We start from the raw sequence: 21,641 nt of genomic DNA on the forward strand, positions 1-21,641 counted from the left end.
TTTGGGACAAGGTGCGGACGATTGATATAGAGACCGCGGGCTGATGCCTGCGGTCTTTTGTGTTATGTCGTCAAGGATCAGATATTATCAGTACGCTGAATGAAGGAGTGTTTCCATGCAAGACCGCAACAACCAAACAACAAAAGGGCCTTCCTTGAAAAAAGGTCTGCGCGCACGTCATATGACCATGATTGCCCTGGGGGGCTCCATAGGTACAGGATTGTTCCTCGCCAGCGGCACCGCCATCTCCACTGCCGGACCCGGCGGTGCACTGATTGCATACGCGGCTGTCGGCATCATGGTCTTTTTCTTAATGACCAGTCTCGGAGAACTGGCTACCTTCATGCCCGATTCCGGTTCCTTCAATACGTATGCTGCCCGGTTCGTCGATCCAGCTCTTGGGTTCGCCATGGGTTGGAACTTCTGGTACAACTGGGCCGTTACCATTGCGGCTGAGCTTGCTGCCGCAACCGTGCTCATTAAATACTGGTTCCCCGACAGCTCATCAATGCTGTGGAGTCTGCTGTTTCTTGTTTTGATCTTTGCCCTGAATGTGCTGTCCGTTAAAGGATACGGCGAATCCGAATACTGGTTCGCCATTATCAAAGTGACGACGGTCATCATCTTCCTGACCGTTGGCGTGCTCATGATCTTCGGTATTATGGGTGGAGAAGCCGTTGGGTTTAGTAACTTTACAATAGGGGATGCACCCTTCCATGGCGGATTCTTCGCGGTTCTTGGAGTATTTATGGCCGCCGGGTTCTCTTTCCAGGGAACCGAGCTCATTGGTGTTGCAGCCGGTGAAAGTGAAAACCCGCGTGAAAATGTTCCCCGTGCCATTCGGCAAGTGTTCTGGCGGATTCTGATTTTTTACATTCTGGCGATTACAGTCATCAGTCTGATCATTCCTTACACACATCCGAATCTGCTCAAAGGGGATCTGAAAAACATCGGGGTCAGTCCATTTACTCTTGTCTTCGAAAAGGCAGGTCTGGCCATTGCCGCTTCGGTCATGAATGCTGTTATTCTGACTTCTGTACTGTCAGCCGGGAATTCAGGCATGTACGCCTCCAGTCGGGTCTTGTATGCTCTTGCCCGTGACGGCAAGGCACCTCGCTTCCTGGCACGGCTGAACAAAAAGGGCATTCCAATGAACGCCCTGCTTCTGACTACAGCAGTGGGTATGCTGGCCTTTCTGGCCTCCCTGTTCGGTGATGGTATTGTATACACATGGTTACTCAATGCATCCGGTATGTGTGGATTCATTACCTGGCTTGGCATTGCCGTTAGCCATTACCGCTTCCGCCGTGCCTATGTGGCTCAAGGACGTGATCTGAACGATCTGCCCTACCGTGCACGCTGGTTCCCGTTTGGTCCAATCTTTGCCTTTGTACTCTGTATCATCGTGATCATCGGTCAGAATTATCAGGCGTTCACGGGTGATCAGATTGATTGGAGCGGGGCACTCGTTGCTTACTTGAGCGTACCCTTGTTCCTTGTGTTATGGCTGGGTTACAAATTTATTAAAAAAACCAAAGTCGTACCACTTCAGGAATGTGACTTTACACCGTCAGCGGATTGAATATCCCAAACGGGCAGCGTTCTTTCCAATGGAAAGGTCGCTGCCCGTTTGGTTTGTCGAGACTTCATCTTCCTAAAAAAGGACGCTCATCACTGAGCGCCCATACCCATCGTTATATATAATCATGACACAGTCTGTTTGCTGTTACATGGTCCAGGTAATCTTCACACGCAGATCTATGGTATCCTCCATGTTGGACACGTAATACGATATCGACTTCATGCCAAGCTGATACAAATCCTGCAAATCCTCTACTAGTCCCGTTTCGGTTCCCTTGTATCTGAAAGTCAAAGAGGTTCCGCCATCCTTGAGTACACTTTGAACTTTGGTTTTTAGTGCAGAATGGCCACTAACCGCATCGCTTTCGTCATAGAGCGAATATTCCAGTGCATGATACAGCTTCTGATATGCGGTTGCTTTGCTGCCTCCCGCCTTCACCAAAGTTTGCAAAGCTTCACGATAAGGGGCAGATGCAGCAGGGTATTTGCCTTTGGCTGTCCAGACATGGTCGCGTGCCATCTCATTATCACTGAGCAAATAATAACTGTGACTTACCTTGCCCTTACGGTCAGGAGTAGGATCATCCCACGTCGTGTCCATATGGTACCACTTGCCATCCAGCTTGACGAGATTCCAGGCGTGTAATTGCTCTCCAGCCGTTCCTTCCACAATCCGGTTTTCTATACCCACCTGCTCCAGCATGCGATATGCCAGCAGTGAATATCCCTGGCATACGGTACTGCCAGTAACAAGTCCATCATACGCGGTATATTTCTTCAAGGAGGTATCGTAGGAAAGATTAAGCACAATCCAGTCATGAATGGCTTTGACCTTCTCATGATTGGTCATTCGAGGCACGATGATCTCTTTCAACACATTGGTTACCTTACGGTTCACATAATCGGTCTGTTCCTTCGTTTCCCGATAGGCCAGTTTTACATGTACCTCAGCGGATACGTTGGAGCCTTTATAGTTAAATGCATAACTTTTAACGGTATATTGGATATAGGGATCGCTGGTCATCGCTTCGTCAATGGAACTCTGCAACTGTTTCTTGAGGCCTTTCACATTACCTTTGTATGTAAAAACAAGTTCCTCCGTTCGCTGTGACATCGCAGTAAGCAATGTCTCTCGAAGATCGGTATTCGTGGATATGTCTGATGTTCCCGATGCTGCATATAGCTGATCCAGATCGATCGCATGCGGCAGCGCCACAGCAACCAGACAGCCAGCCAAAAGCAGGGTTATCACTCGTTTTCCATGCTTGCCCATGAAAGGATACCACCTCTCTTTGCAAAATTCTCATGCCTCATTGTATCACAAAACGGAATGACGGCAGGGTTCTAGTTTTGTCGAAAAGCATCAAAAGAGACCTTCCACAGAAGGCCCCCTTGTCTTCGGTAACATAACCCGGAATCTGCCCGTTATTCTCATCATATGATTGTTCCGGGCATTTATGCAACTCGTTTCCATCATTAATACAGACGACTTCCGTTCATAAAGGTATCCGTCTTGCCCTGAAGTTTGGCAAGCCGTTCCAATACCTGTGCCGCTTCGGCAACCGTCACTTTACGTGCAGGCATAAAGCGGCCTTCGATCGAAGGCAACAATCCCAGCTTGATGCTAAGGGAGACAGCTCCCTTATTGTTGACCGCACTGGCATCTGCCAGGTTCGGAAGATCTGAAGGCAATGTGTAGAATCCGGCTAATTTCTCATAGCGCAATATGCGCACGAGCAATACGGCCAACTCTTCACGAGTCATCTCCTCTTCGGGATTCAACTTCGACTTGGGATCGGCACCCGCTAACCAGCGCTGATCGATCAACGTACGGACCGCTTGGTAATATGGGCTTTCCGGAGTAATGTCAGCATACAGATTGCCTTCCCCATCTCCGCTGTAATACACATCCAAATTGGGATTAACTGCTTTGGCCAGATAGGTGAACCAATCTCCCTTGGTGATGACCCTGTCCGGGAAAACACGTCCCTGTTCATCGGCAACAAGTACACCATGCTGTACCATACTCTGAAGATCAGATTCGGCGGCATGCCCCTTAATATCGCTGATTGTAACTTGGACTGTTCCACTTGTGCTGCCGTACATCGCTTTCCATTCTCCTGTATTGGCATCAAGCACTTCATACGTGATACCAGTCAACAGACTGTCTTTACGGGTAGGCATGTAAGCAAGCTTCACTCCCACAGGAACAGACTCACCGTTACCCATGCCGAAACCTCCATACCGTGAGTAGGCCAGTACCAATTTGAATTCTTCAAGGTAGGTAGCTTTAGCTTTCTCATAGCTGATAGCCGGTTGAACATCCGTTGGCAGTTGCTCTGGGGTTGCAGCAACCATCGAATAATATTCATTGATCGTTCCATCATTGGAGACTTGAATCTGAACCGTATCATCCTTAACCATAATTCCGTTCAGATACCGCTGAAATATAAACGTTCGTGCGTTGTCCAATTCAAGGACCGTTGAAAGTCGGAATTGCTTGCTTGCATCCGGCACCAGGGAGATGACTGTATTGACAGCCAGTTTCTCCGCCTGAGATTTGGTCACGGTCTTGCCCTTCACTTCCGTATCCGACTTCTCCTGCTCCATGCCCGGCATTATGCGCTGATTAATGTTCACACTGTAGATCTGTCCGGTTGCCGCATCCACTTGTGCTGATATGTCTCTCATGAACATATAAGATGCACTTGCATTGCGGTTACTCCAGCTCAGGCTCCAAACCTGGTTGTTAAGGCTCCCAAAACTCCCTTTGGTTAACTGGCTATAATCTAATTGATAACCTTCCGGAATCTTAAAACTTTTTTTGACCAGCTTCTCTGCCTGCTGAGCATTCAGTTTCGGTCCCGTATTCGGTGTAAAAGCCGCTGCACTGCCTTGTAGTGGTTTGTCCTCCTGCGAAACGTCCTGGACAATGGCTTCACCTGTCATGCTGTCGATCCGATCCAGTGTATCCGCATCGAGTGGAGTAACACTTGAGTTCTTCGGTGTGTATCCTAAGTAATACTTTTGGCCTTTACGGGGAGAAAAACGCTCTTCGCTAATATAGGCCAATTGAATATCGAACTCTTTCTCGAATTTCTGCTGAGCCTGATCGCCTGGAATGGCCGCCTTTGATGATGGATATTCAGCTCCAATGGTAGTTCGTGAATATCCTGTCACTAATCCGCTCTGATCCACACTTATGTAGGCTGTTTCAGCCTCAGATACCAAGCCTTCATGTTTCAACTGATAGCTGTAAGTATACTCTGTTCGGCCAAACAGGGATTGCTGCACACTGTTCGCATATTGATCAGCAACGGCAACAAAACCAGCTGCCTGCAGATTTGGAATTGCCTTGTACAGAAACTCATCTGCCTGCTTTTTCGCTTCGGTCTTTGTCAATTTCGTCTCCGAATCGGAAACTTGCCTTTCCAATAACTCAGAAGGCAAATGTACACTTAACACTTCCCCCGTGACTGCATGTACCGTTGCGCTGAATCCGGTGGAACGGTTTCCTTCACGCAGTTCAAATCCAATATCCCATGCTTTATAATCCGGTGGTGGAAAAGAATGGGGTGAATCAAATCGTGCAGATGAGATCGTCGCCTTTTCTAGCAAAGGAAATAATTTCAGTATATTCTCGCTCGCTTGCTTGGAGGAGATGTTGGCTCCTTCAGGCACCTCGTTGTCTATTATTCCAAGTTGTTGTTCACTTTCCCCCGCTGCGGCTTCGGTTACCTGTTCCGCTGTCGCTGCCGACGCGCTGCCTGCAAACCCTGGTGACTGTGATGCCAGAAGCAATGTGGCCATGGCTGCTGTAGCCGCTTTAGCTGTAAACATTTTGAATCGTACATTCAAATTCCAATTAAAACTCAAATCTGGACCTCTCCCTTCAATTTCATACCAGGATGCATACAAATAACCTCGCATGAATATTGCCAGTCTATTCTATGATACCATAAGCTTCCTTTTTAATCGTCATTTTCCCAACAAATTTACAAATGAGAATTTTTGCAAATCATCATGAACAGCAAAAAAACGCCAACACGGTTGGCGTTTCAACAATCAGCCTGAACATCAAGTGGGCTGAATTTTCCCTTATTGGCGTTCGGTATAACAGATTCATTGGACTAAGACTGCACCTGAACATACTTTTTCAAAAATGGGATGACTGCTTCCCAGAATGCGGGATCTTCTTCCGAACAGCTATGTCCCCCACTATTGACCCACAGATGTTCCACAGGCGGATCAGCCTTGGACATAAAATATTCAAGCTCGCTCGGAGGAATAAAATTGTCTCCTATGGAATGAACCATAAGCATTGGCAGCTGCATTCCCTTGCGCCGCTCATTCAGCAGCATCACCGGCTCGCGCTGGCGATACGTTTTCAGAGATTCACCAAGCCGCCAAAACCAGATTCGCGGAATCAGCTGGGCCAGTGGAAACAGAGGCAGACGTCGACGTCTTAGCTCCGAACTGACAATAACCTCGAATTGGGATGGCATGGAATCCGTAATCACCGCTGATACAGCAATTCCCTCCGTCACGGCAAGAATCGTGCCCAGCCCGCCCAGAGAATGCCCCAGCACACCGATCGCAGCAGAATCAACTTCCGGACGAGAAGATACATACTGTAAAGCGGATAACAAATCGTCACGGAAGAGGTAAGCTGAGGCTGCTTTGACCGGGTCGCTGGCTCCATGGCTGCGAACATCATACATAAACAGGGCATACCCTGCTTCCCAGATGGGCCGTGCATAACGAAGGACTCGTGAGCGATTGGAGCCCCAGCCGTGCGCAATAATGACCAGCGGCCATGGTTTCGGGGCACTAGCTTCAGCAGGAATAAACCAACCGTGTACCCGGCCGCCACCACTGTCAAAGGTTATGTCTTCAAAAGGCATGGGTGGTGTGAGCGTAATCGGAATCTTTTTGGGGGTCTGACTCTTCACGGCCGCCTTCCATAAACCACCCGCCGTAACGGCTGCAACAGCAATCACGCCGCCAATCATTGTTTTAGCTTTCACTGGGCCTCACTCCTCTCCGGTCTATGGCGTAACTCCATCATACAGCTACAAGATCAACAGAACGTTAATCCACATCACTTCTTATATGATCTTTCGATTTGTGCTATTTCAACAAATGCACGTGTGCACGCGGCAATCTGCTCATCGTTTCCTGCTGCAAGCGCTTCTCGTGGCAAAAGTGCACTTCCCAGGCCTACTGCTGCCGCACCCGCAGTATAATAATCTGCAATGTTATCCAGTGTCGCTCCTCCTGTCGCAAGCAGCGGGATATGATTCAGTGGAGCCTTGATTTCACGTAAATAGGGAATGCCCAAACTCGCCATTGGAAACAGCTTCACCACTTTTGCTCCTGCCTCATATGCAGCCACAATCTCCGTTGGCGTCATCGCCCCGGGCCAGATATCCACACCATGTTCTACAGCATATTCAATAACAGACAGATCGACATTCGGAGACACCAGAAATTGAGCACCTGCTGCGACCGCTTCTTTGGCCATCTGCACATTCAGTACCGTACCTGCTCCGACATAAGCCTTACCCTCATGCCGCGCACGCCAGTCTGCAATAATATTGTGTGCTCCAGGTGTGTTAAGCGTCACTTCCATCAGACGGATTCCCCCATCTGTCATACCCTGCCCTGCCGCCAGAGCAGATTCCCGGCTAATACCGCGAACGATCGCCACCAGTCTCGATTCTAATAATACTTCCGTCAGATTCATGCCAACTTCCCCTTGTTTCATAGATTCGGCAGCCGAAGACAAGTATTCGTTATCACCGCTTTTCCGTTAGTCCCTATTGTAAAGCATATCGTCCCCTGGATGAAATCGTTTGATCCAAATTCCTATCGTATAAGCCATCTTCTAATTCTTCAACTCTTGCATGGATACTAAAACAAAAACCTCTCTATATGGAGAAGGGGGATAATCCACCGACTCAGACTCCATTAGAGAGGTTTGCTTTAGGCATTTTCCAATATACTATCCTTCTTCAGATCCTTAAAATACCGATCATTATACAGCATGCTGGGATGTGTGGGATGGTACGTCAGAGCAATATCATTGTGCTCCTTCGCTTTCACCCGATTGCCCATCCGGTCATAACAAACGCATAACTGTAGGTGTGGCATCCATGTCCAAGCAGCTTCATTCAGTACAACCATTGGATCTGTCGGGCGTATAGCCCGGGTCGCCAGTTCATACCAGAATATCGCTTTGCGATAATCTCCACGGTCGGCAAAATAACCTCCCAAACGGCAGCAGATCTCTGCCCTAGGCAGATCATAGGCAAAGGATCTTAGCAACGCCGAAACTTCCTGCTCCGAACGACCAAGCGCGGCTTCACAATCAGCTATCTTCTGGCAGGCAGCAATCTGATCCTCTACCCATCCAAGTCCGGTGCCCAAGAATTCCTCATAATAGTTCACTGCATCCGCATACTCTGCGTGATCTTTCAGTTCGTTTCCAAAGTAGTACAAATCACGCGGGGAGAATTCTTCTCCTGCCTTTTCCCGCTTGCGGTAAATTCTCAGATTGCGATCTGTGTATTCTTTATCCTTCTTATGTGTGACTGCGATGTCACTATGCAGCAAATGACCCGCCACTTCCAGATATTCATGCACCGCACCAATCCAGCGAAAATTCCGATCCCGCCGCACCAGCCGATTTCTCCGCAAACTGTAGGCTACTTTGCCCTCTGCTGTAAAGCTCAGATGATAATCCATCGTGACACTGTCTACAGCCGGATCAAGGCTGCGCTTCAATTCAATAAGCTTCACCCGGTCCTCCGGCTCGAACACATCATCTGCATCCAGCCATAAAATATATTCGCTTGTTGCTTGTTCGAAGGCAAAATTCCGGGCCGCTGCAAAATCATCCACCCATTCAAAATCGATAATGCGTTCCGTATAGCGGGCAGCGATCTGACGGGTCTGATCCGTCGAGCCTGTATCGACAATTACAATCTCGTCAGCGATTCCGTTAACCGATTCCAGACATCTGGCAAGGGAAGCCTCTTCATTTTTTACAATCATACACAGTGAAATACTAATGGTCTCCTCTCCACGTCTCGCTCTGCGATTATAGGTAGCTACGCCCGGCAATTCCGATAGTCGGTAGATGTGATAGGCGGGAAAGTGTGTATCCACATATAATGGGAACCCCAACGCCTGAGCTCGAATGCAAAAATGGCGATCTTCTCCCCAGAAGGATACATTCGGAATCTGATCAAAGGAAATCCCGGATTCCAAGGCGTCCCTGCGAATAAGGGTACACGCTCCCAATCCTCCCACTTCATAACAGCCCGGAATTCGCAGTTGCCTTAGGAAAGCATCCGTTTGCGTATTTTCGTCCTCTGTTTCCTTTCCAGTGACGGCTTTGCCTCCCTTGCGGTACAGAGCGTACTCATCCTGCAACCAGACTTGCGGCATCTCTCTTGTTCCCGGCTGCCAGCGTGTCCAGAAAATATTGGAGACTATCTCCTTCCGAGTGGAAACAAGCTGTTCCAGCGTACGGGGATGCAGGACAAGATCCGAATCGATCAGGAATACGGCATCGTACTTCTGTTCACGGGCATATGCCAGAATACGATTTTTCAATCCGGCCACCCGCCAGATCTGTTCATCCTGCCAGTAATGCCCTCCTTCATCTTTGTTGTATGTCCCCTTCTCCTTGTCGGTATCGTCTGCACTCGCATCTGGACCAAGAATGGCACCTTTGTGCTGAAGCACAAACTCACGGAGCATATTGGATGCCGCTTCCTCTTCATTGTCGTCCACAAACAGGTAATCCGTCTTTACCGTCGTTCGTTCGAGCGCATTTAGAGATTCGAGAAATTCACGGAGTACAGCGGGCGTCTGCCGAACAGGACTTGCAATCAGGATGTGTTCCAGCTGGTCTTTTCTCAACGTATCCTTCCCCCTCCCCTTATTCCGACCATGGTAACAGTCGGGGCTCTGCATCCAGAATGGAATCGTATTGTTCCTTCCAACCATACCTGGCCTCCGGGTCAAGCGCCTGATAACGCTCAAATTTGCGCACACGATCCTCCAGGCGTGCCCAGCCATAATGTTTTACTCGAGGTGAATGGCATCCATAGGCAAAATGTTGAATGGTTAGCGGAAAACGGCCGCAATGCTGCGGGGTTTCCTTCCACTCATAGCTCCATTCCGGGCGATATCGGACCAAAAATGGTCGATAATACGCATGGGCTTGCCAGTATTCGTCTTCCCGATAATGCGTATCACTCCACATATCAAACAGCCTCAGATAGATGGCATCCTCACTTCCGCTCAGCAGCTGATCCCGAACAGCCCCAAAGTCAGTCGTCAAAATTTCATCGGCATCCAGATTCAGAATCCATTCCGGTCCGGTAGCCACCGTCTCTTCCCATTGCTGCTTCCTGAGGCTCACTTCGTCAGAAAAACGGGAAGCCGGGTTCTCCACCAATACGAGTGGAATGCTCCCCAGCAGCTCACGGCACATGGCCACAGTTCCGTCCGTGCTACCATCATCGATAATGACCGCACGATCAATCCACGGCCGATGTGTTTTCAACGCCTCTCTGAGATACCTGTGCTCCTCATTTCGAACGATCATGGATAGAGTAATATGCGGTCTTTCCGTTTCCTCACGTTCATCCAAGGCTTCACCCCCATGCTCAAGCTGCCGGCTACCTTTATTAAAATAAATGGTCTTACATTGGTTCACTACACCGTGTCGAAACAGCCTCTCCACGACATGGATATCCCATCATTTTATAAGGCTAATCTTTAATGGGTTGAACCATTTATCTGTTGAACTATTCGGTAAGAAGCAGCTGTCGGGACAGATCACGACCCTCTATATCCAATGTATGCATACCCGGATTACGGTTATGTCAGACGTCTAAACCTTTCACTTCGCTTATCCATGGACATGAAGCATCATCTGCATAAAAAAAAGCACCCGCTGTCGCGGATGCTTTTGCTCTGACTGAATATTCGATTAACGATATGCTGCCAAACGGTCATTCAAGCTGCGTGTTTGCCCGTACACCTCTTGGTACAATGCAAACAGTCCATCATACACCGCCACTGCTTCCGGGTTAGGCGTATAGGATTTGGCCGGACGAATGAACGCGGATGCACATTCCTGCAAAGATGGGAACCAGCCACAGCCATAAGCTGCCAGCATCGCCGCACCCATTGCAGGTCCTTGCTCGCTCTCCAGTTTCACAATGGTTGCATTGAATACATCGGCCTGCATTTGCAGCCAGGCTTCATTCTTGGCACCACCACCGATGGAGACCACTTCATTCACCGTTTTGCCAGCGTTACGCAGAATATCAATGGACTCACGCAGGGAGAACGTAATGCCCTCCATCACAGCACGTCCAAAATGCTCCAGCTTATGTCCGGCATCCATGCCGATAAAGCTGCCACGAATGTTTGCATCCGGGTGCGGCGTACGCTCACCAACAATATAAGGGGTGAACAGCAGCCCGTTGCTTCCCGCTGGAATCGCATCAATGCCCTGCAAGAGCACGTCGAATGATTTGTCCGCAGCAAATGTATCCTTGAACCAGGACAGGCTGTATCCTGCCGCAAGCGTTACCCCCATAATATAAAAGGCATCTTTCTCGCCATGGTTAAAAAAGTGCACTTTGCCTTCGAAATCGAGATCTTTGCGCTCTTCATAGGAAAGCACTACCCCGGACGTTCCGATGCTGCACATCGTCTGTCCTTCACTCAAAATGCCTGCGCCAATGGCCCCGCACGCATTGTCCGCTCCACCTGCATATACTTTCGTTGCCGCTGCAAGTCCTGTTTGATCGGCAATCTCAGGCAGCAATGTGCCCACTTCTTCAAATGACTCCACAAGACGTGGACACAAGGATACCGGCAGTTCAAAAGCTTCCGCGATCTCCTTGCTCCATTGCTTGCCAGCAACGTCCAGCAGCAATGTGCCTGCTGCGTCCGAATAATCCATGGCATAATCACCTGTCAGGCGATACCGCACATAGTCCTTAGGCAACAGGAACAAAGCCGCTTGTTGCAGCAGTTCAGGCTCGTTCTCCTGTACCCACAGGATTTTCGGCAGGGTAAAACCTTCGAGCGCACGGTTCCGGGCAATGCTTAACAATTGGTCGCCCAATACCTTCTCGATGCGACGGCATTGCGCTGTTGTGCGTGTATCGTTCCACAAAATGGCGTTACGCAACGGTTTACCCTCAGCATCGACCAGCACCAATCCATGCATTTGGCCGGAGAAACTCAGACCTTCGATTTCCGAAGGATGCACGCCAGACACTTCCAGCAATTTGCGCAGTGAAACAATCGTCTGCTCTACCCAATCCTCGGGATTCTGTTCACTATATCCAGCTTTGGGCTGGTACAGCGGATAAGCCTCGGATGCTTCAAACGCCACTTTCCCTTCACGGTTAACCAGCACCGTTTTGACTGCGCTTGTTCCCAGATCGACACCAATTACGTAACTCATGGGTTAACTCCTCTCGTTTATCAAAGGTTATATCCACGAAAAATCCAAGTATACATGGAATTCACTCCGTGACCAGAAAACCCTTGGATCGCCGTTATCCCCGGATTTCCTTTATTCCCTTTGAAAAGGGAGAAATCCAGGGATAAATGCGCACGCTCCGCTTCCTCGGGTCCTTTCTGCTCACTCCGTTCTGCATGTATGATCATGGACACACATGGATATGAAACGAGTAAAACGTACTCGTCTCTGTAGCTGAAAATCGTGCCAACGACATATATCTGTCATTAGTAATGGACATGCAAACCTTGATGCGCATGAAATTCACTCCATTCGGGTATCAAAAAACCGTCCCCGCCTTCCCAGGGGAAAGTCGGGGACGGTCCGAATGTCATGCTTGTTCAGGCGTTCCGCGGTACAAGCTAATCTTCTACAAAGGCAGACCAAGATACTATACCGACCACATATATGGGTAACCATTGGTGGTCGATAACCATCCATACATACCGCCTAACCTGTTTTAGTCAGCCAGGATGTATTGGTTGAGTTTTGCTCTCAGCAATTCCTGACGTCCGGATTGGTTTTTGCGTGGGCTTTCGTTGTTCAGTGCATACTCTGCAAGGGAAGCCAGTGTTGCTTTACCTGCGACCACATCTGCACCGATCCCTTCGCTGAAACTGCTGTAACGTTTTTCGATGAAGTCATCGAATACACGATCTTCAATCAATTTCGCTGCCACTTTCAAACCTTTCGCATACGTATCCATACCAGCGATGTGTGCAAGGAACAGATCGTCTGCTTCGAAGGAACCACGACGTACTTTGGCGTCGAAGTTCACACCACCACGGCCGATACCGCCGTTTTTCAATACTTCGTACATGGTCAATGTTGCATCGTACATATCAACCGGGAACTCATCCGTATCCCAACCGATCAGCATATCGCCTTGGTTGGCATCGAGGGAACCGAGCATGCCGTTTGTGCGGGCAACACGGATTTCGTGATCAAATGTGTGACCTGCCAGAGTAGCATGGTTGGCTTCCAGGTTCAGTTTGAAGTGTTTGTCCAAACCGTATTTTTGCAAGAAAGCAATGGAAGTTGCTGCATCATAGTCATATTGGTGCTTGGTTGGCTCTTTCGGTTTAGGCTCGATCAGGAATTGTGCATCGAAGCCAATTTCCTTCGCGTAGTCTACTGCCATGTGGAACATGCGGGCAATGTTGTCTTGCTCCAGCTGCATGTCTGTGTTGAGCAAGGTGTCATAACCTTCACGACCGCCCCAGAACACATAGTTTTCTGCGCCCAGACGTTTACCCACTTCCAGACCTTTCTTGATTTGCGCTGCAGCATGTGCGTACACATCTGCGTTGCAAGTGGAAGCTGCACCAAACATGAAGCGTGGGTTGGAGAACATGTTCGCTGTATTCCAAAGCAGTTTTTTGCCGCTGGATTTCATGTGGCCTTCAATAAGGTCAACGATCGTATCGATGTTGCTGTAGAACTCACGCAGGCTGTTGCCTTCTGGTGCGATGTCCACATCGTGGAAACAGAAGAACGGGAGGTTCATTTTTTCCAAAAATTCAAATGCTGCTTCCACGCGTACTTTCGCGAGATCCAGGCCGGAGTAATTATCCCAAGAACGAACTGCTGTTTCTGCACCAAACGGATCACTACCGCCTGCTGTTAATGTATGCCAGTATGCCATGCCGAAACGGAAGTGCTCTTCCATCGATTTGCCGGCTACCACTTCTTCTGGATTATAATGTTTAAAAGCAAATGGATTCGTGGAATCTTTACCTTCGAATGAAATTTTATTAACGGATTCAAAATAGGCCATGGTAAATGCCTCCTCAATAGTTTTAAAAGTAATCGTTTACAACGTTATCCTAACACATCGGTTATACTTTGTCTATTGGTTAAACAAAGTAAAAATAAAAATGTTTTTTGTGCGTTTGTTTACGCTATAATAGTCGAATAGCTTGTTTACGGATAACGGGTCTAAACCCTTTTATAGAAGAATAGGAGTGCCTTGGATATGAAAATTACCGGAGACCAGATGCTGGTCAAAAAAATAAACAAGTCGATCGTCCTGGATACGATTCGGCGTCATGCTCCCCTCTCCCGTGCACGGGTATCCGAGATTACAGGGCTGAATAAAGCCACGGTTTCCAATCTGGTTGCCGATCTGATCCATGATGAGCTTTTGCAGGAAATTGGCCCTGGGGAATCCAGCGGTGGGCGCAAACCTCTAATGCTGCTATTTCGCGGTACAGCGGGATATGCCGTAGGTTTGGAACTCAGCGTAACCCACTTAAAGGGTGTGCTTACCGATCTGGAAGGTCATATCATTACAGAATACACGGTTAAGCTGGAACAGCATGATGTGTCCTCCGTATTTGATCAGTTGAAACTTGCGGCAGAACATCTGATTCAGGCAGCTCCTCCCTCCCCTCACGGGGTAATTGGCATTGGCATCGGGGTACCGGGGATGGTGGACGAGGAAGGAACGGTGCTGTTTGCACCCAACCTAGGATGGGAGAAGGTCCCGCTGCGCGCCATGCTGGAGGAAGCTTTCGAGCTGCCTGTAACGATCGATAATGAAGCGAATGCAGGCGCTCACGGAGAGTTGAATTTTGGTGCGGGCATCGGAGTTCGTCATCTGATTTACATTAGCGCAGGCATCGGGATCGGTTCAGGCATTATGGTGGATGGCGAGCTGTATAAAGGAGCCTGGGGATATGCAGGAGAAACAGGCCATATGTCCATTGAAGCAGAGGGCAGACCTTGCTCCTGTGGTAATCGTGGCTGCTGGGAGTTATATGCTTCGGAGAAGGCTTATGAGCACCCCGATCATCAGTTGCTTTTGCCGGCACATACGACACGGGAACTGATTGATTATGCACAGCAAGGCCATGAAGATGTATTGAAACTATACCAGGAAATCGGCCGTAAACTGGGGGTTGGCATCACCAATATCGTCAACAGTTTCAATCCTGAGCGCATCATTATCGGCGGCCCTCTTTCTGAAGCAGGACCCTGGATTGAAACGGCGTTGAAACAAGTGGTGGAGGAGCGTACGCTGCCTTATCACCGCCGTAGTTTGCAGATTGAATGGGCTGCTCTGGGCAGTCGTTCCACACGTGTTGGTGCCGCTTACTCCGCGATTTCCCAATTCCTAGGTAAAATAAGAGTGTCCGTCTAATAACCAATTTAAAATTGACATCATTTTGCCCCATTTCCTCCCTTTTTGTTAAAGAAATCCAGAGGTATAATAGGGTTATGTGATTTTTGTCATGGCGGCATAAGTGTCGTCGTGTTAATTCCGATAACGAAACGGAGTGAAAATTCGTGACCTACGTGGATACTTCAGATATCTCGGCGCAAATGTTTGTCACCGTACTCCTGTTCCTGATCGTGCTTGCGCCGCTGTTCAGCCTTGGCATACTTCGATTGTTTCAGAGCAAAAAGAAGGCTGGTTTCATGTACATGCTGTCAGGCGTACTGGTGTATGTTGTATTTCAGACCTTTATGAGTATCTTTTTTTAGATAAAATGTGCATGATTTTAAACACCAAATCCCCTTTTACATCCACAAAAGAGTTCATGAAGCATGTGCTCTGTTGTAGCTGTGAAAGGGGATTTTTCATGGGGCAAAAACTAGCTTGTTGATTTTCATACAAAAGTTAACCTCCCCTGAAAGGCGGTTAACTTAATCCAATAACTATTCATCTATAAATGCTTTTCATAAAATACCATTGTCATTTTGTCGTTAATTACTTTTGATGCACCCGTTTTTTTATAGCCTATCTTTTCATACAAATAACCGTTTCCTTTCTCTTGTAAGATGGTACCCAATTTCCATGACTTTGCATCATCATATATCTGCTCAACCATTGTAAAGACTTTTTGAGCAATTCCTTTTCCTTGATGTTCAGGCAGTATAAAAATTGGGCTAACACTATAGGTTTGATGATCTTTTTTCACGACTCTAATTCCCCCAACAGCAACCTCAAGATGATGAATTATGAAATAATCTGTAAAAGATTGATTGATTTGAGTAATAATTCTTTCTACGGTTTCATTGGCGGGGCTTGTTTCAAAATCCTGATATTTTTCCAACAAGGGCATAAATACTTTGACTTTCATTTCAAGACGCTTGTTAAGAATACGAAACATCGTTTTGGTACCATACCGCTACGCACAAAAATACCAAGATTTTTAATTACTTACCCCCCAACATGAAACACACCAATCACGTTTTCACCATCCAGATCATACAGCGGAATATCACGGCCATCCGCTGCTCTACTGTTCTGTTGTGCAATGGCTTCCTCGGGTGTACTGGGTTGCTCACCATCCAGGTCCTTTCTCAGTACATATCCTTCTGTACCATCCACACCAGTAGCCTCAATTAGTTCAGGTTCTGTTTCTGGAGAAGTAGCCTCACCAGCAGAACCGTAAGTTTGCCCATTACGATTTTTAGGAAAATTCGTTTTCTTAGCACCAACAGAAATAGAACCAATGATGGTTTTCCCGTCAACATCAAAAAGCGGGACGCTCCGTGTAGTTTCACTAAGATAATCTGTTTTCATGACATATCCAGCAATGCCGTCTACACTTCCTGCATAGATTAAGTCAGGTAGTATTTCAACGGAGTTGGACTCTTCAATCGTACCGAATGTCAGTCCATGTTCATTTTCAGAATAGTCGATAGGCGTTATGTGACTTGGATTAATCGGATTTTTAGCACTTGTATTCTGGGATACCATCAGACCGCCTGAAACACTAATGATAAAAACCACGAAACACGATATTAGGGCGCCCTTATAGTACATTTTCATAACTGTTCACTCCTCATTCCTTATTAGCTCTTTACTCTATAGCCACACTTCCATGCTCTTTACATTCTAAACGTTACCAATCCATGGAGCGTTACGGTAATCTAATCGTTAATTAAACAAAAGCGACGATACACTTCAAGAAATAATCCAATCATGGGATAATTGTCCTTCGATCTATACATCATCAATAGCTTTCAACTATCCTGCCTGTTAGTTGAACAAAAGCAGCCGATCACGTTGATCTGCTGCTTTCTTTGTTTTATTTGGGCTAACGTTTCCCGTTAGTTCAATTATCTAGCAGATAAAGACTACACTGTTTCCTATAGTCCCATCTTTGTCATTCGTATAATTTATCCCGCGTTCACAATTACTTTTTCTTTCCCACATTACTTCATATTCATTAACTCGCAAGCAAGGATACGGTATCACTGTCAGGGTGCTTTTCATTTTTCCTCTCTACTTTGAAAGCGATTATTTCACTGAATGACCCAACGTTCTGTTCACACGCAAAATACATTGTGGATCGGTTACACTAAGCTTCAAATTCCAGATTTCTTCCTGCATGCGGAACAGAAACTCAATACGTCGCTTTTGGAGCAAACTGACCTTTATTCTTTAGAGCATAGTCAAAAAAACGAAGAATAAGTTCATTTTGAGTTTCAATTACATAGTACTTATCGATTTCTACTTCTCTACCTTCATGTAACAGGTTTGCCAATATAGGCGAGAATAAAGGTAGATCGGTTAAACTTAAATGCTTTGCACCTTTAAAATGAACGTTGTATGCATCTTTAAAATTTTCATTCGAGATACTATTTGCGATATACGGAGAACTGCTGTCGAGCTGTATCCACACATCATCCGAATAAACGTTAAGAAGCGGAATGGTGAAAGCTTCGGATTTTGCCGTAAATTCATTCGTAACTTTATCGTACACAAGCTCGCTAAAGAACGGAGCATCTATATTTACTACGGCGTCAATGTCATCGCGCTCCCTGCTCAGTGCTACGCTTGCAGCCCCTCCCATAGAATGACCGAACACTCCTATTTTCTGTGTATCAATGCGTTCATATACTGAGTCTTTTGTTTGCTCGGCTTGTTCCAGGATCGTATCCATGACAAAGTCCATATCATCCGTTCGCAATTTCATCCATTTTTGATTAAGTTCGAAATACTCACCAAGCGAATAAACCCCTTTATTGGCATTGTTGAATTCTTGCATGTACTCGGGATTAATTGTCACGACCTTCCCATCCTCGGAAACGGTATAAAAAGAATGATAGGGATGGTCAATAGAAACAACGACATAACCGTGGCTCGCAAGTTCTGTAAAGGTAGAAGTGTTGCTGGTTTTAATACCGAATGCTCCATGAGAGAACACAAGCAAAGGATAGGTTCCGTCTGCCTGCTCAGGATACCAAAATTCCACGTTAACAAACCGATTGTCTCCCTGATCTGTAAATTCTTCGATACGATTCTTGTCCACATAGCTGTAAGTGGCGGTCGCCACTGCGTACGGACCTGTCACTTGCGGCAGCCTATGCTGTGGAAAAAGTAAAACAGGAACAAGAGTAACGACTACGATCAGTGCTAACAAAAGGAATTTCCATACCGTAGAAAAAGCTATGTAACGCGGAGTGTGTGTTTGTTTGCGCAGGAGCGCAACCATTTCCTTGAACGCTAATAGAAAGAGCAAGCCTGCAAACATCCCCCATGTGTACTCCCATACGACAGCCTTCCCCAAGCTCAGCATCATGAATACTATAAACATTGCGATTCTCGTCCAACTCTTTATCTTGTGGCGGCTTTGCTTGGTTACAATGGAATAGACGGCAATTGCCAGTTCGAAGACCAACGTAACAACAAGGATTAAAATCTCCATAAGACTTCTCTGCTCCTCCTCCAACTTTTTTATGAGTTCATCATAATAAATGGAAGAGAACGTGTATACGCATAAACGATAAGCTGTAGCTGAGAGCCAATAAGTTGTAAAAACAACGCAAATACGTGTACTTACGCTGCGTATACGATTTTATTTGGGAGCGGTTTGTGTATATCTTCTAAAGCTCTTTTTTAAATGTTCTTAGTCTTTCATTGATCTTTTGAGCTTCCTTTTTGTCATTCTTATACGTCAGTAGGCGAACGATAGCGTAAACTACGGCAATTTCCAAAGCTAATAATAGTATGCCGAAAGTGCCGTATACGAGATTCAATAGGACGGCCAGAGAAATTAATAGGGCTTCCAGGAAAAAGAAATGTACAATCACTCGGAGGCGCATTTTATACTCGCTAATCGCATGCGGCGTATATAAAACGATTCCGGTCAAAGCACCAAGAAAAGAGAAAGCCATAATTGTAAAAATCGTCTTTAATTCGAAACTTGCATCAGGAACATAGATTTGCCGCAAAATAGCGATGATTATAATGATGGAGGCAAATATAATTAAGAAATCTCTAATCATCTCTTTTATGAGCTCGGAATACTTCATGTAGGTCCCCCTTTTATAATCCAAGTATGTGTTTAAGCATTGGCACATACTGACGTGATATGACTACCTTCTCCCCGTTATCCAATAATGCTTGAAAACGGCCGCTGATCGACGGATGAATACTGGAAATCTTAGCTATATTTAGAATGGTGGATTTGGAGGCGCGAAAGCAATGTTTCTCTTGGCAAAGTTCCTCCAGCTCATAAAGCTTTTGTTTGACTTCATGAACATTGTTCTTACAATACGCAAACACTTTTCCGTCAACAGCTTCAAAATAATAAATATCACTAATTTTGATGCGGCTGATCTTATCCTCATGATAACCAAGTATAATGAGCGTTTCGCTTTTTATTTTATTAACGAGCTCATGTATTTCTTCGTCTACTTGGTGACACCTGATGCGGATCTCCTCTTCTTCTGTATGGCCTATTACTTCGATGAAAATTTTGATAAAAATCACCCTCGAAATTCGAATTAAAACTTGTTAACGGTTATAACGTGAATATACAACGAAAACGCGTAAGCTTCTACTTTAAGCAACTTCATTCCGAAAAGAGGAATTCGATCTGGTCGCCGCGGGACGGGCTCTCCTCGCCGATCTGGCGTGGGCAATAAAGTTTAGAGAAGGCCAGATGAACGAACTTGTCTCCTTCTCTCCTGAAGCACTTGCCAGTTTGAAATAAATCCGTTGGGCGAAAATGAAAAGACCGTTTCTCTCACTGGAATTTCGGTCTTTTGTGAGTTGTTAAAAGAAATTCACTCTTGATTATTCCCCACCTTTTCCCATCTCTACGCTGAAATAACCTATGCCACAATAGTGGCAGAATCCCTCTTTCACCACGTAGTACGAAGCGATTGATATTCGAACTATCCTGCCGGTTAGTTGAACCTTGATCGACTGCTTTCTTTATTTGATAACGCTAACGTTTCCCGTTTGTTGAATCACTTAGCTTTTGAGTTCCCAATTGGATATCTACAAATGGTACGTATTTGTTTGGTTCAACTTCTTTATATACACTACAAAATGGACATTAAAGGTTGGATAAGGAGCTAATTCGTTCATTGCTAATATCTTCATTTCGTCAATTTCAGTCTCGTTCAAACCCCAATAGGTTTGCCCCATCGCATTTACCAATCTTCTATGTAAATCGATTATATTGCTATCCATACTCGATTCTCTCTGATGGGAAGTTCCAAGTATTCTTAACTGATGCTTTGTTTTCTTTAATCCGGTTAAGTCACTACTGCCCATCTCTTAACAAAAGAATTTTTTTATTTCTCAATAGGTTTGACTTCAATTTGTTCAGCACTAAATTCATTCTTTTCACTATCAAACTTGTATATAATATTTAAGTCACATACGTATGTCGGAGATTTGCCAATAGATCCTGGAAGATTCAAATTTATCTTTTGATCCTCCAATGAATAAATAACTACACCGCCGAAAGCTAGCTCATCTTGCTTGTAATCTGGCGCTGGATCAGTTCCATAATCTAATTTAGATTCTTTTCCTTGTGCTTTTACTGTGATCGTTAACGAACCATCATTATTTTTAGCAACGTGTGATTCGATTTGTTCAGCGACAATATCTTTATACTTCTGGACTTTAATTTCAGATAAGTCTTCAGCATCGACGACATGAATATCAAAGTGATCTAAGCCTGTCCCTCTTCCAGTCTGGATAATAACTACAGCTTCTTCTTTCCCGTCGCCCGTAAGGTCAGTATAGAATATCTGGGGATCAGTTCCGGTATCACTAGGAACGTTCCAATCAAAGCCCTTTTGGTTACTATTAATATCCAGTTTTACTCCATCAGTTGTTGAATAAAGTTTTACCTTTTCATTCTCCGAGGATCCAATCTCTTTTGCATCAGCATCTTGTTCCGGCTGTGTTGTTACTTGTTTACTGGGAGAATCTCCCGACCCTTGCGTAACTGTTTCTGGCTTATCTGACCCACAACCTGAAAGCAAAACAGCACTCAACAGCATTACTACACCAAGCTCTTTTTTCAACACTATATTCCCCTTTCATCTACTACCTAGCAGAAATTATATCAGCACAACTGAACTGATGAATGACATAACATTAACATTATTTACGAATAAAGTTAATGTTATGTTATATAACCTCGAACATCACATCGTTCCAGAATCTTTTGGGGCTGCCTCATTCAATTTTTGAATTAACTGACTCATTCGTCCTTGGGATACATCGATTAGAAAAAAGTATTCA

Annotated in this window: 17 protein-coding genes and 1 pseudogene; 3 read left to right on the forward strand and 15 right to left on the reverse strand. The window is 46.0% G+C overall.

Features of this window, described 5'->3' with window-relative positions; genetic code table 11:
* Window positions 1–115 precede the first annotated feature (115 nt).
* Window positions 116–1,582, forward strand: a complete 1,467-nt coding sequence (locus PPA03S_RS20840; protein ID WP_062325873.1) for an amino acid permease — start codon at window positions 116–118, stop codon at window positions 1,580–1,582.
* A gap of 144 nt (window positions 1,583–1,726) precedes the next feature.
* Here PPA03S_RS20840 and PPA03S_RS20845 read toward each other — a convergent pair whose 3' ends face one another.
* The 9 genes and pseudogenes from PPA03S_RS20845 to xylA all read right to left on the reverse strand — a co-directional run bounded on the left by PPA03S_RS20845 (window position 1,727) and on the right by xylA (window position 13,916).
* The gene (locus tag PPA03S_RS20845; RefSeq protein ID WP_062325875.1) at window positions 1,727–2,854 is read right to left on the reverse strand and encodes a transglutaminase domain-containing protein; all 1,128 of its coding nucleotides are present in this window, start codon (window positions 2,852–2,854) and stop codon (window positions 1,727–1,729) included.
* Window positions 2,855–3,057: 203 nt separating this feature from the next.
* Window positions 3,058–5,457 (reverse strand): YcdB/YcdC domain-containing protein, encoded by a 2,400-nt coding sequence (locus tag PPA03S_RS20850; RefSeq protein WP_167666080.1) that lies wholly within the window; start codon window positions 5,455–5,457, stop codon window positions 3,058–3,060.
* A 254-nt stretch (window positions 5,458–5,711) separates the two neighbouring features.
* Window positions 5,712–6,608 (reverse strand): alpha/beta hydrolase, encoded by an 897-nt coding sequence (locus PPA03S_RS20855; RefSeq protein WP_245683689.1) that lies wholly within the window; start codon window positions 6,606–6,608, stop codon window positions 5,712–5,714.
* 74 nt (window positions 6,609–6,682) lie between these two features.
* A complete protein-coding gene (locus tag PPA03S_RS20860) occupies window positions 6,683–7,327 on the reverse strand; it encodes a bifunctional 4-hydroxy-2-oxoglutarate aldolase/2-dehydro-3-deoxy-phosphogluconate aldolase (RefSeq protein ID WP_062325877.1) in 645 nt (214 codons plus the stop codon).
* 239 nt (window positions 7,328–7,566) lie between these two features.
* Complete coding sequence (locus PPA03S_RS34420) at window positions 7,567–8,637, reverse strand: glycosyltransferase (RefSeq protein WP_082704265.1); 1,071 nt, start codon at window positions 8,635–8,637, stop codon at window positions 7,567–7,569.
* Between the two features lie 441 nt (window positions 8,638–9,078).
* A pseudogene (locus PPA03S_RS34555) lies at window positions 9,079–9,597 on the reverse strand (glycosyltransferase family 2 protein); the annotation flags it as partial.
* The gene (locus PPA03S_RS20870; RefSeq protein ID WP_245683691.1) at window positions 9,530–10,246 is read right to left on the reverse strand and encodes a glycosyltransferase; all 717 of its coding nucleotides are present in this window, start codon (window positions 10,244–10,246) and stop codon (window positions 9,530–9,532) included. The pseudogene PPA03S_RS34555 and the gene PPA03S_RS20870, both read right to left, overlap by 68 nt.
* A gap of 342 nt (window positions 10,247–10,588) precedes the next feature.
* Window positions 10,589–12,082: a xylulokinase gene (gene xylB, locus PPA03S_RS20875; protein ID WP_062325879.1), complete on the reverse strand. Its 1,494-nt coding sequence runs from the start codon at window positions 12,080–12,082 to the stop codon at window positions 10,589–10,591.
* A gap of 517 nt (window positions 12,083–12,599) precedes the next feature.
* Window positions 12,600–13,916: a xylose isomerase gene (gene xylA / locus PPA03S_RS20885; RefSeq protein WP_062325883.1), complete on the reverse strand. Its 1,317-nt coding sequence runs from the start codon at window positions 13,914–13,916 to the stop codon at window positions 12,600–12,602.
* A gap of 198 nt (window positions 13,917–14,114) precedes the next feature.
* On the opposite strand from xylA, the gene PPA03S_RS20890 reads away from it, so the two are divergent.
* Together PPA03S_RS20890 and PPA03S_RS20895 are read left to right on the forward strand one after the other, a co-directional pair.
* Window positions 14,115–15,281 (forward strand): ROK family protein, encoded by a 1,167-nt coding sequence (locus PPA03S_RS20890; RefSeq protein WP_062325885.1) that lies wholly within the window; start codon window positions 14,115–14,117, stop codon window positions 15,279–15,281.
* Window positions 15,282–15,427: 146 nt separating this feature from the next.
* Complete coding sequence (locus tag PPA03S_RS20895; protein ID WP_053779005.1) at window positions 15,428–15,625, forward strand: hypothetical protein; 198 nt, start codon at window positions 15,428–15,430, stop codon at window positions 15,623–15,625.
* A 182-nt stretch (window positions 15,626–15,807) separates the two neighbouring features.
* Here the strand turns inward: PPA03S_RS20895 and PPA03S_RS20900 are convergent, their stop codons facing one another.
* The 6 genes from PPA03S_RS20900 to PPA03S_RS20930 form a co-directional block, all read right to left on the reverse strand.
* Window positions 15,808–16,224, reverse strand: coding sequence for a GNAT family N-acetyltransferase (locus tag PPA03S_RS20900; RefSeq protein WP_245683692.1), 417 nt, complete (start codon window positions 16,222–16,224; stop codon window positions 15,808–15,810).
* 80 nt (window positions 16,225–16,304) lie between these two features.
* Window positions 16,305–16,919, reverse strand: a complete 615-nt coding sequence (locus tag PPA03S_RS33000; protein WP_062325888.1) for a hypothetical protein — start codon at window positions 16,917–16,919, stop codon at window positions 16,305–16,307.
* Between the two features lie 577 nt (window positions 16,920–17,496).
* Window positions 17,497–18,801, reverse strand: a complete 1,305-nt coding sequence (locus tag PPA03S_RS20910) for an alpha/beta hydrolase family protein (RefSeq protein WP_062325890.1) — start codon at window positions 18,799–18,801, stop codon at window positions 17,497–17,499.
* A gap of 178 nt (window positions 18,802–18,979) precedes the next feature.
* Window positions 18,980–19,408 (reverse strand): DUF3021 family protein, encoded by a 429-nt coding sequence (locus PPA03S_RS20915; RefSeq protein ID WP_062325892.1) that lies wholly within the window; start codon window positions 19,406–19,408, stop codon window positions 18,980–18,982.
* A gap of 13 nt (window positions 19,409–19,421) precedes the next feature.
* Complete coding sequence (locus PPA03S_RS32455) at window positions 19,422–19,868, reverse strand: LytTR family DNA-binding domain-containing protein (protein ID WP_217998961.1); 447 nt, start codon at window positions 19,866–19,868, stop codon at window positions 19,422–19,424.
* An 812-nt stretch (window positions 19,869–20,680) separates the two neighbouring features.
* The gene (locus PPA03S_RS20930; RefSeq protein WP_062325897.1) at window positions 20,681–21,421 is read right to left on the reverse strand and encodes a hypothetical protein; all 741 of its coding nucleotides are present in this window, start codon (window positions 21,419–21,421) and stop codon (window positions 20,681–20,683) included.
* Window positions 21,422–21,641 lie beyond the last annotated feature (220 nt).

It is taken from the genome of Paenibacillus pabuli NBRC 13638 (genome assembly GCF_001514495.1).
Lineage (GTDB): Bacteria > Bacillota > Bacilli > Paenibacillales > Paenibacillaceae > Paenibacillus > Paenibacillus pabuli.

Bases quoted from the DNA above. Each gene is read 5' to 3' on its own strand.
- xylB (WP_062325879.1), bottom strand. From the start codon at position 12,082: ATGAGTTACGTAATTGGTGTCGATCTGGGAACAAGCGCAGTCAAAACG.
- PPA03S_RS34420 (WP_082704265.1), bottom strand. From the start codon at position 8,637: ATGATTGTAAAAAATGAAGAGGCTTCCCTTGCCAGATGTCTGGAATCG.
- PPA03S_RS20860 (WP_062325877.1), bottom strand. From the start codon at position 7,327: ATGAATCTGACGGAAGTATTATTAGAATCGAGACTGGTGGCGATCGTT.
- PPA03S_RS20910 (WP_062325890.1), bottom strand. From the start codon at position 18,801: ATGGAGATTTTAATCCTTGTTGTTACGTTGGTCTTCGAACTGGCAATT.
- PPA03S_RS20890 (WP_062325885.1), top strand. From the start codon at position 14,115: ATGAAAATTACCGGAGACCAGATGCTGGTCAAAAAAATAAACAAGTCG.
- PPA03S_RS33000 (WP_062325888.1), bottom strand. From the start codon at position 16,919: ATGAAAATGTACTATAAGGGCGCCCTAATATCGTGTTTCGTGGTTTTT.
- xylA (WP_062325883.1), bottom strand. From the start codon at position 13,916: ATGGCCTATTTTGAATCCGTTAATAAAATTTCATTCGAAGGTAAAGAT.
- PPA03S_RS20915 (WP_062325892.1), bottom strand. From the start codon at position 19,408: ATGAAGTATTCCGAGCTCATAAAAGAGATGATTAGAGATTTCTTAATT.
- PPA03S_RS20845 (WP_062325875.1), bottom strand. From the start codon at position 2,854: ATGGGCAAGCATGGAAAACGAGTGATAACCCTGCTTTTGGCTGGCTGT.
- PPA03S_RS20840 (WP_062325873.1), top strand. From the start codon at position 116: ATGCAAGACCGCAACAACCAAACAACAAAAGGGCCTTCCTTGAAAAAA.
- PPA03S_RS20900 (WP_245683692.1), bottom strand. From the start codon at position 16,224: ATGAAAGTCAAAGTATTTATGCCCTTGTTGGAAAAATATCAGGATTTT.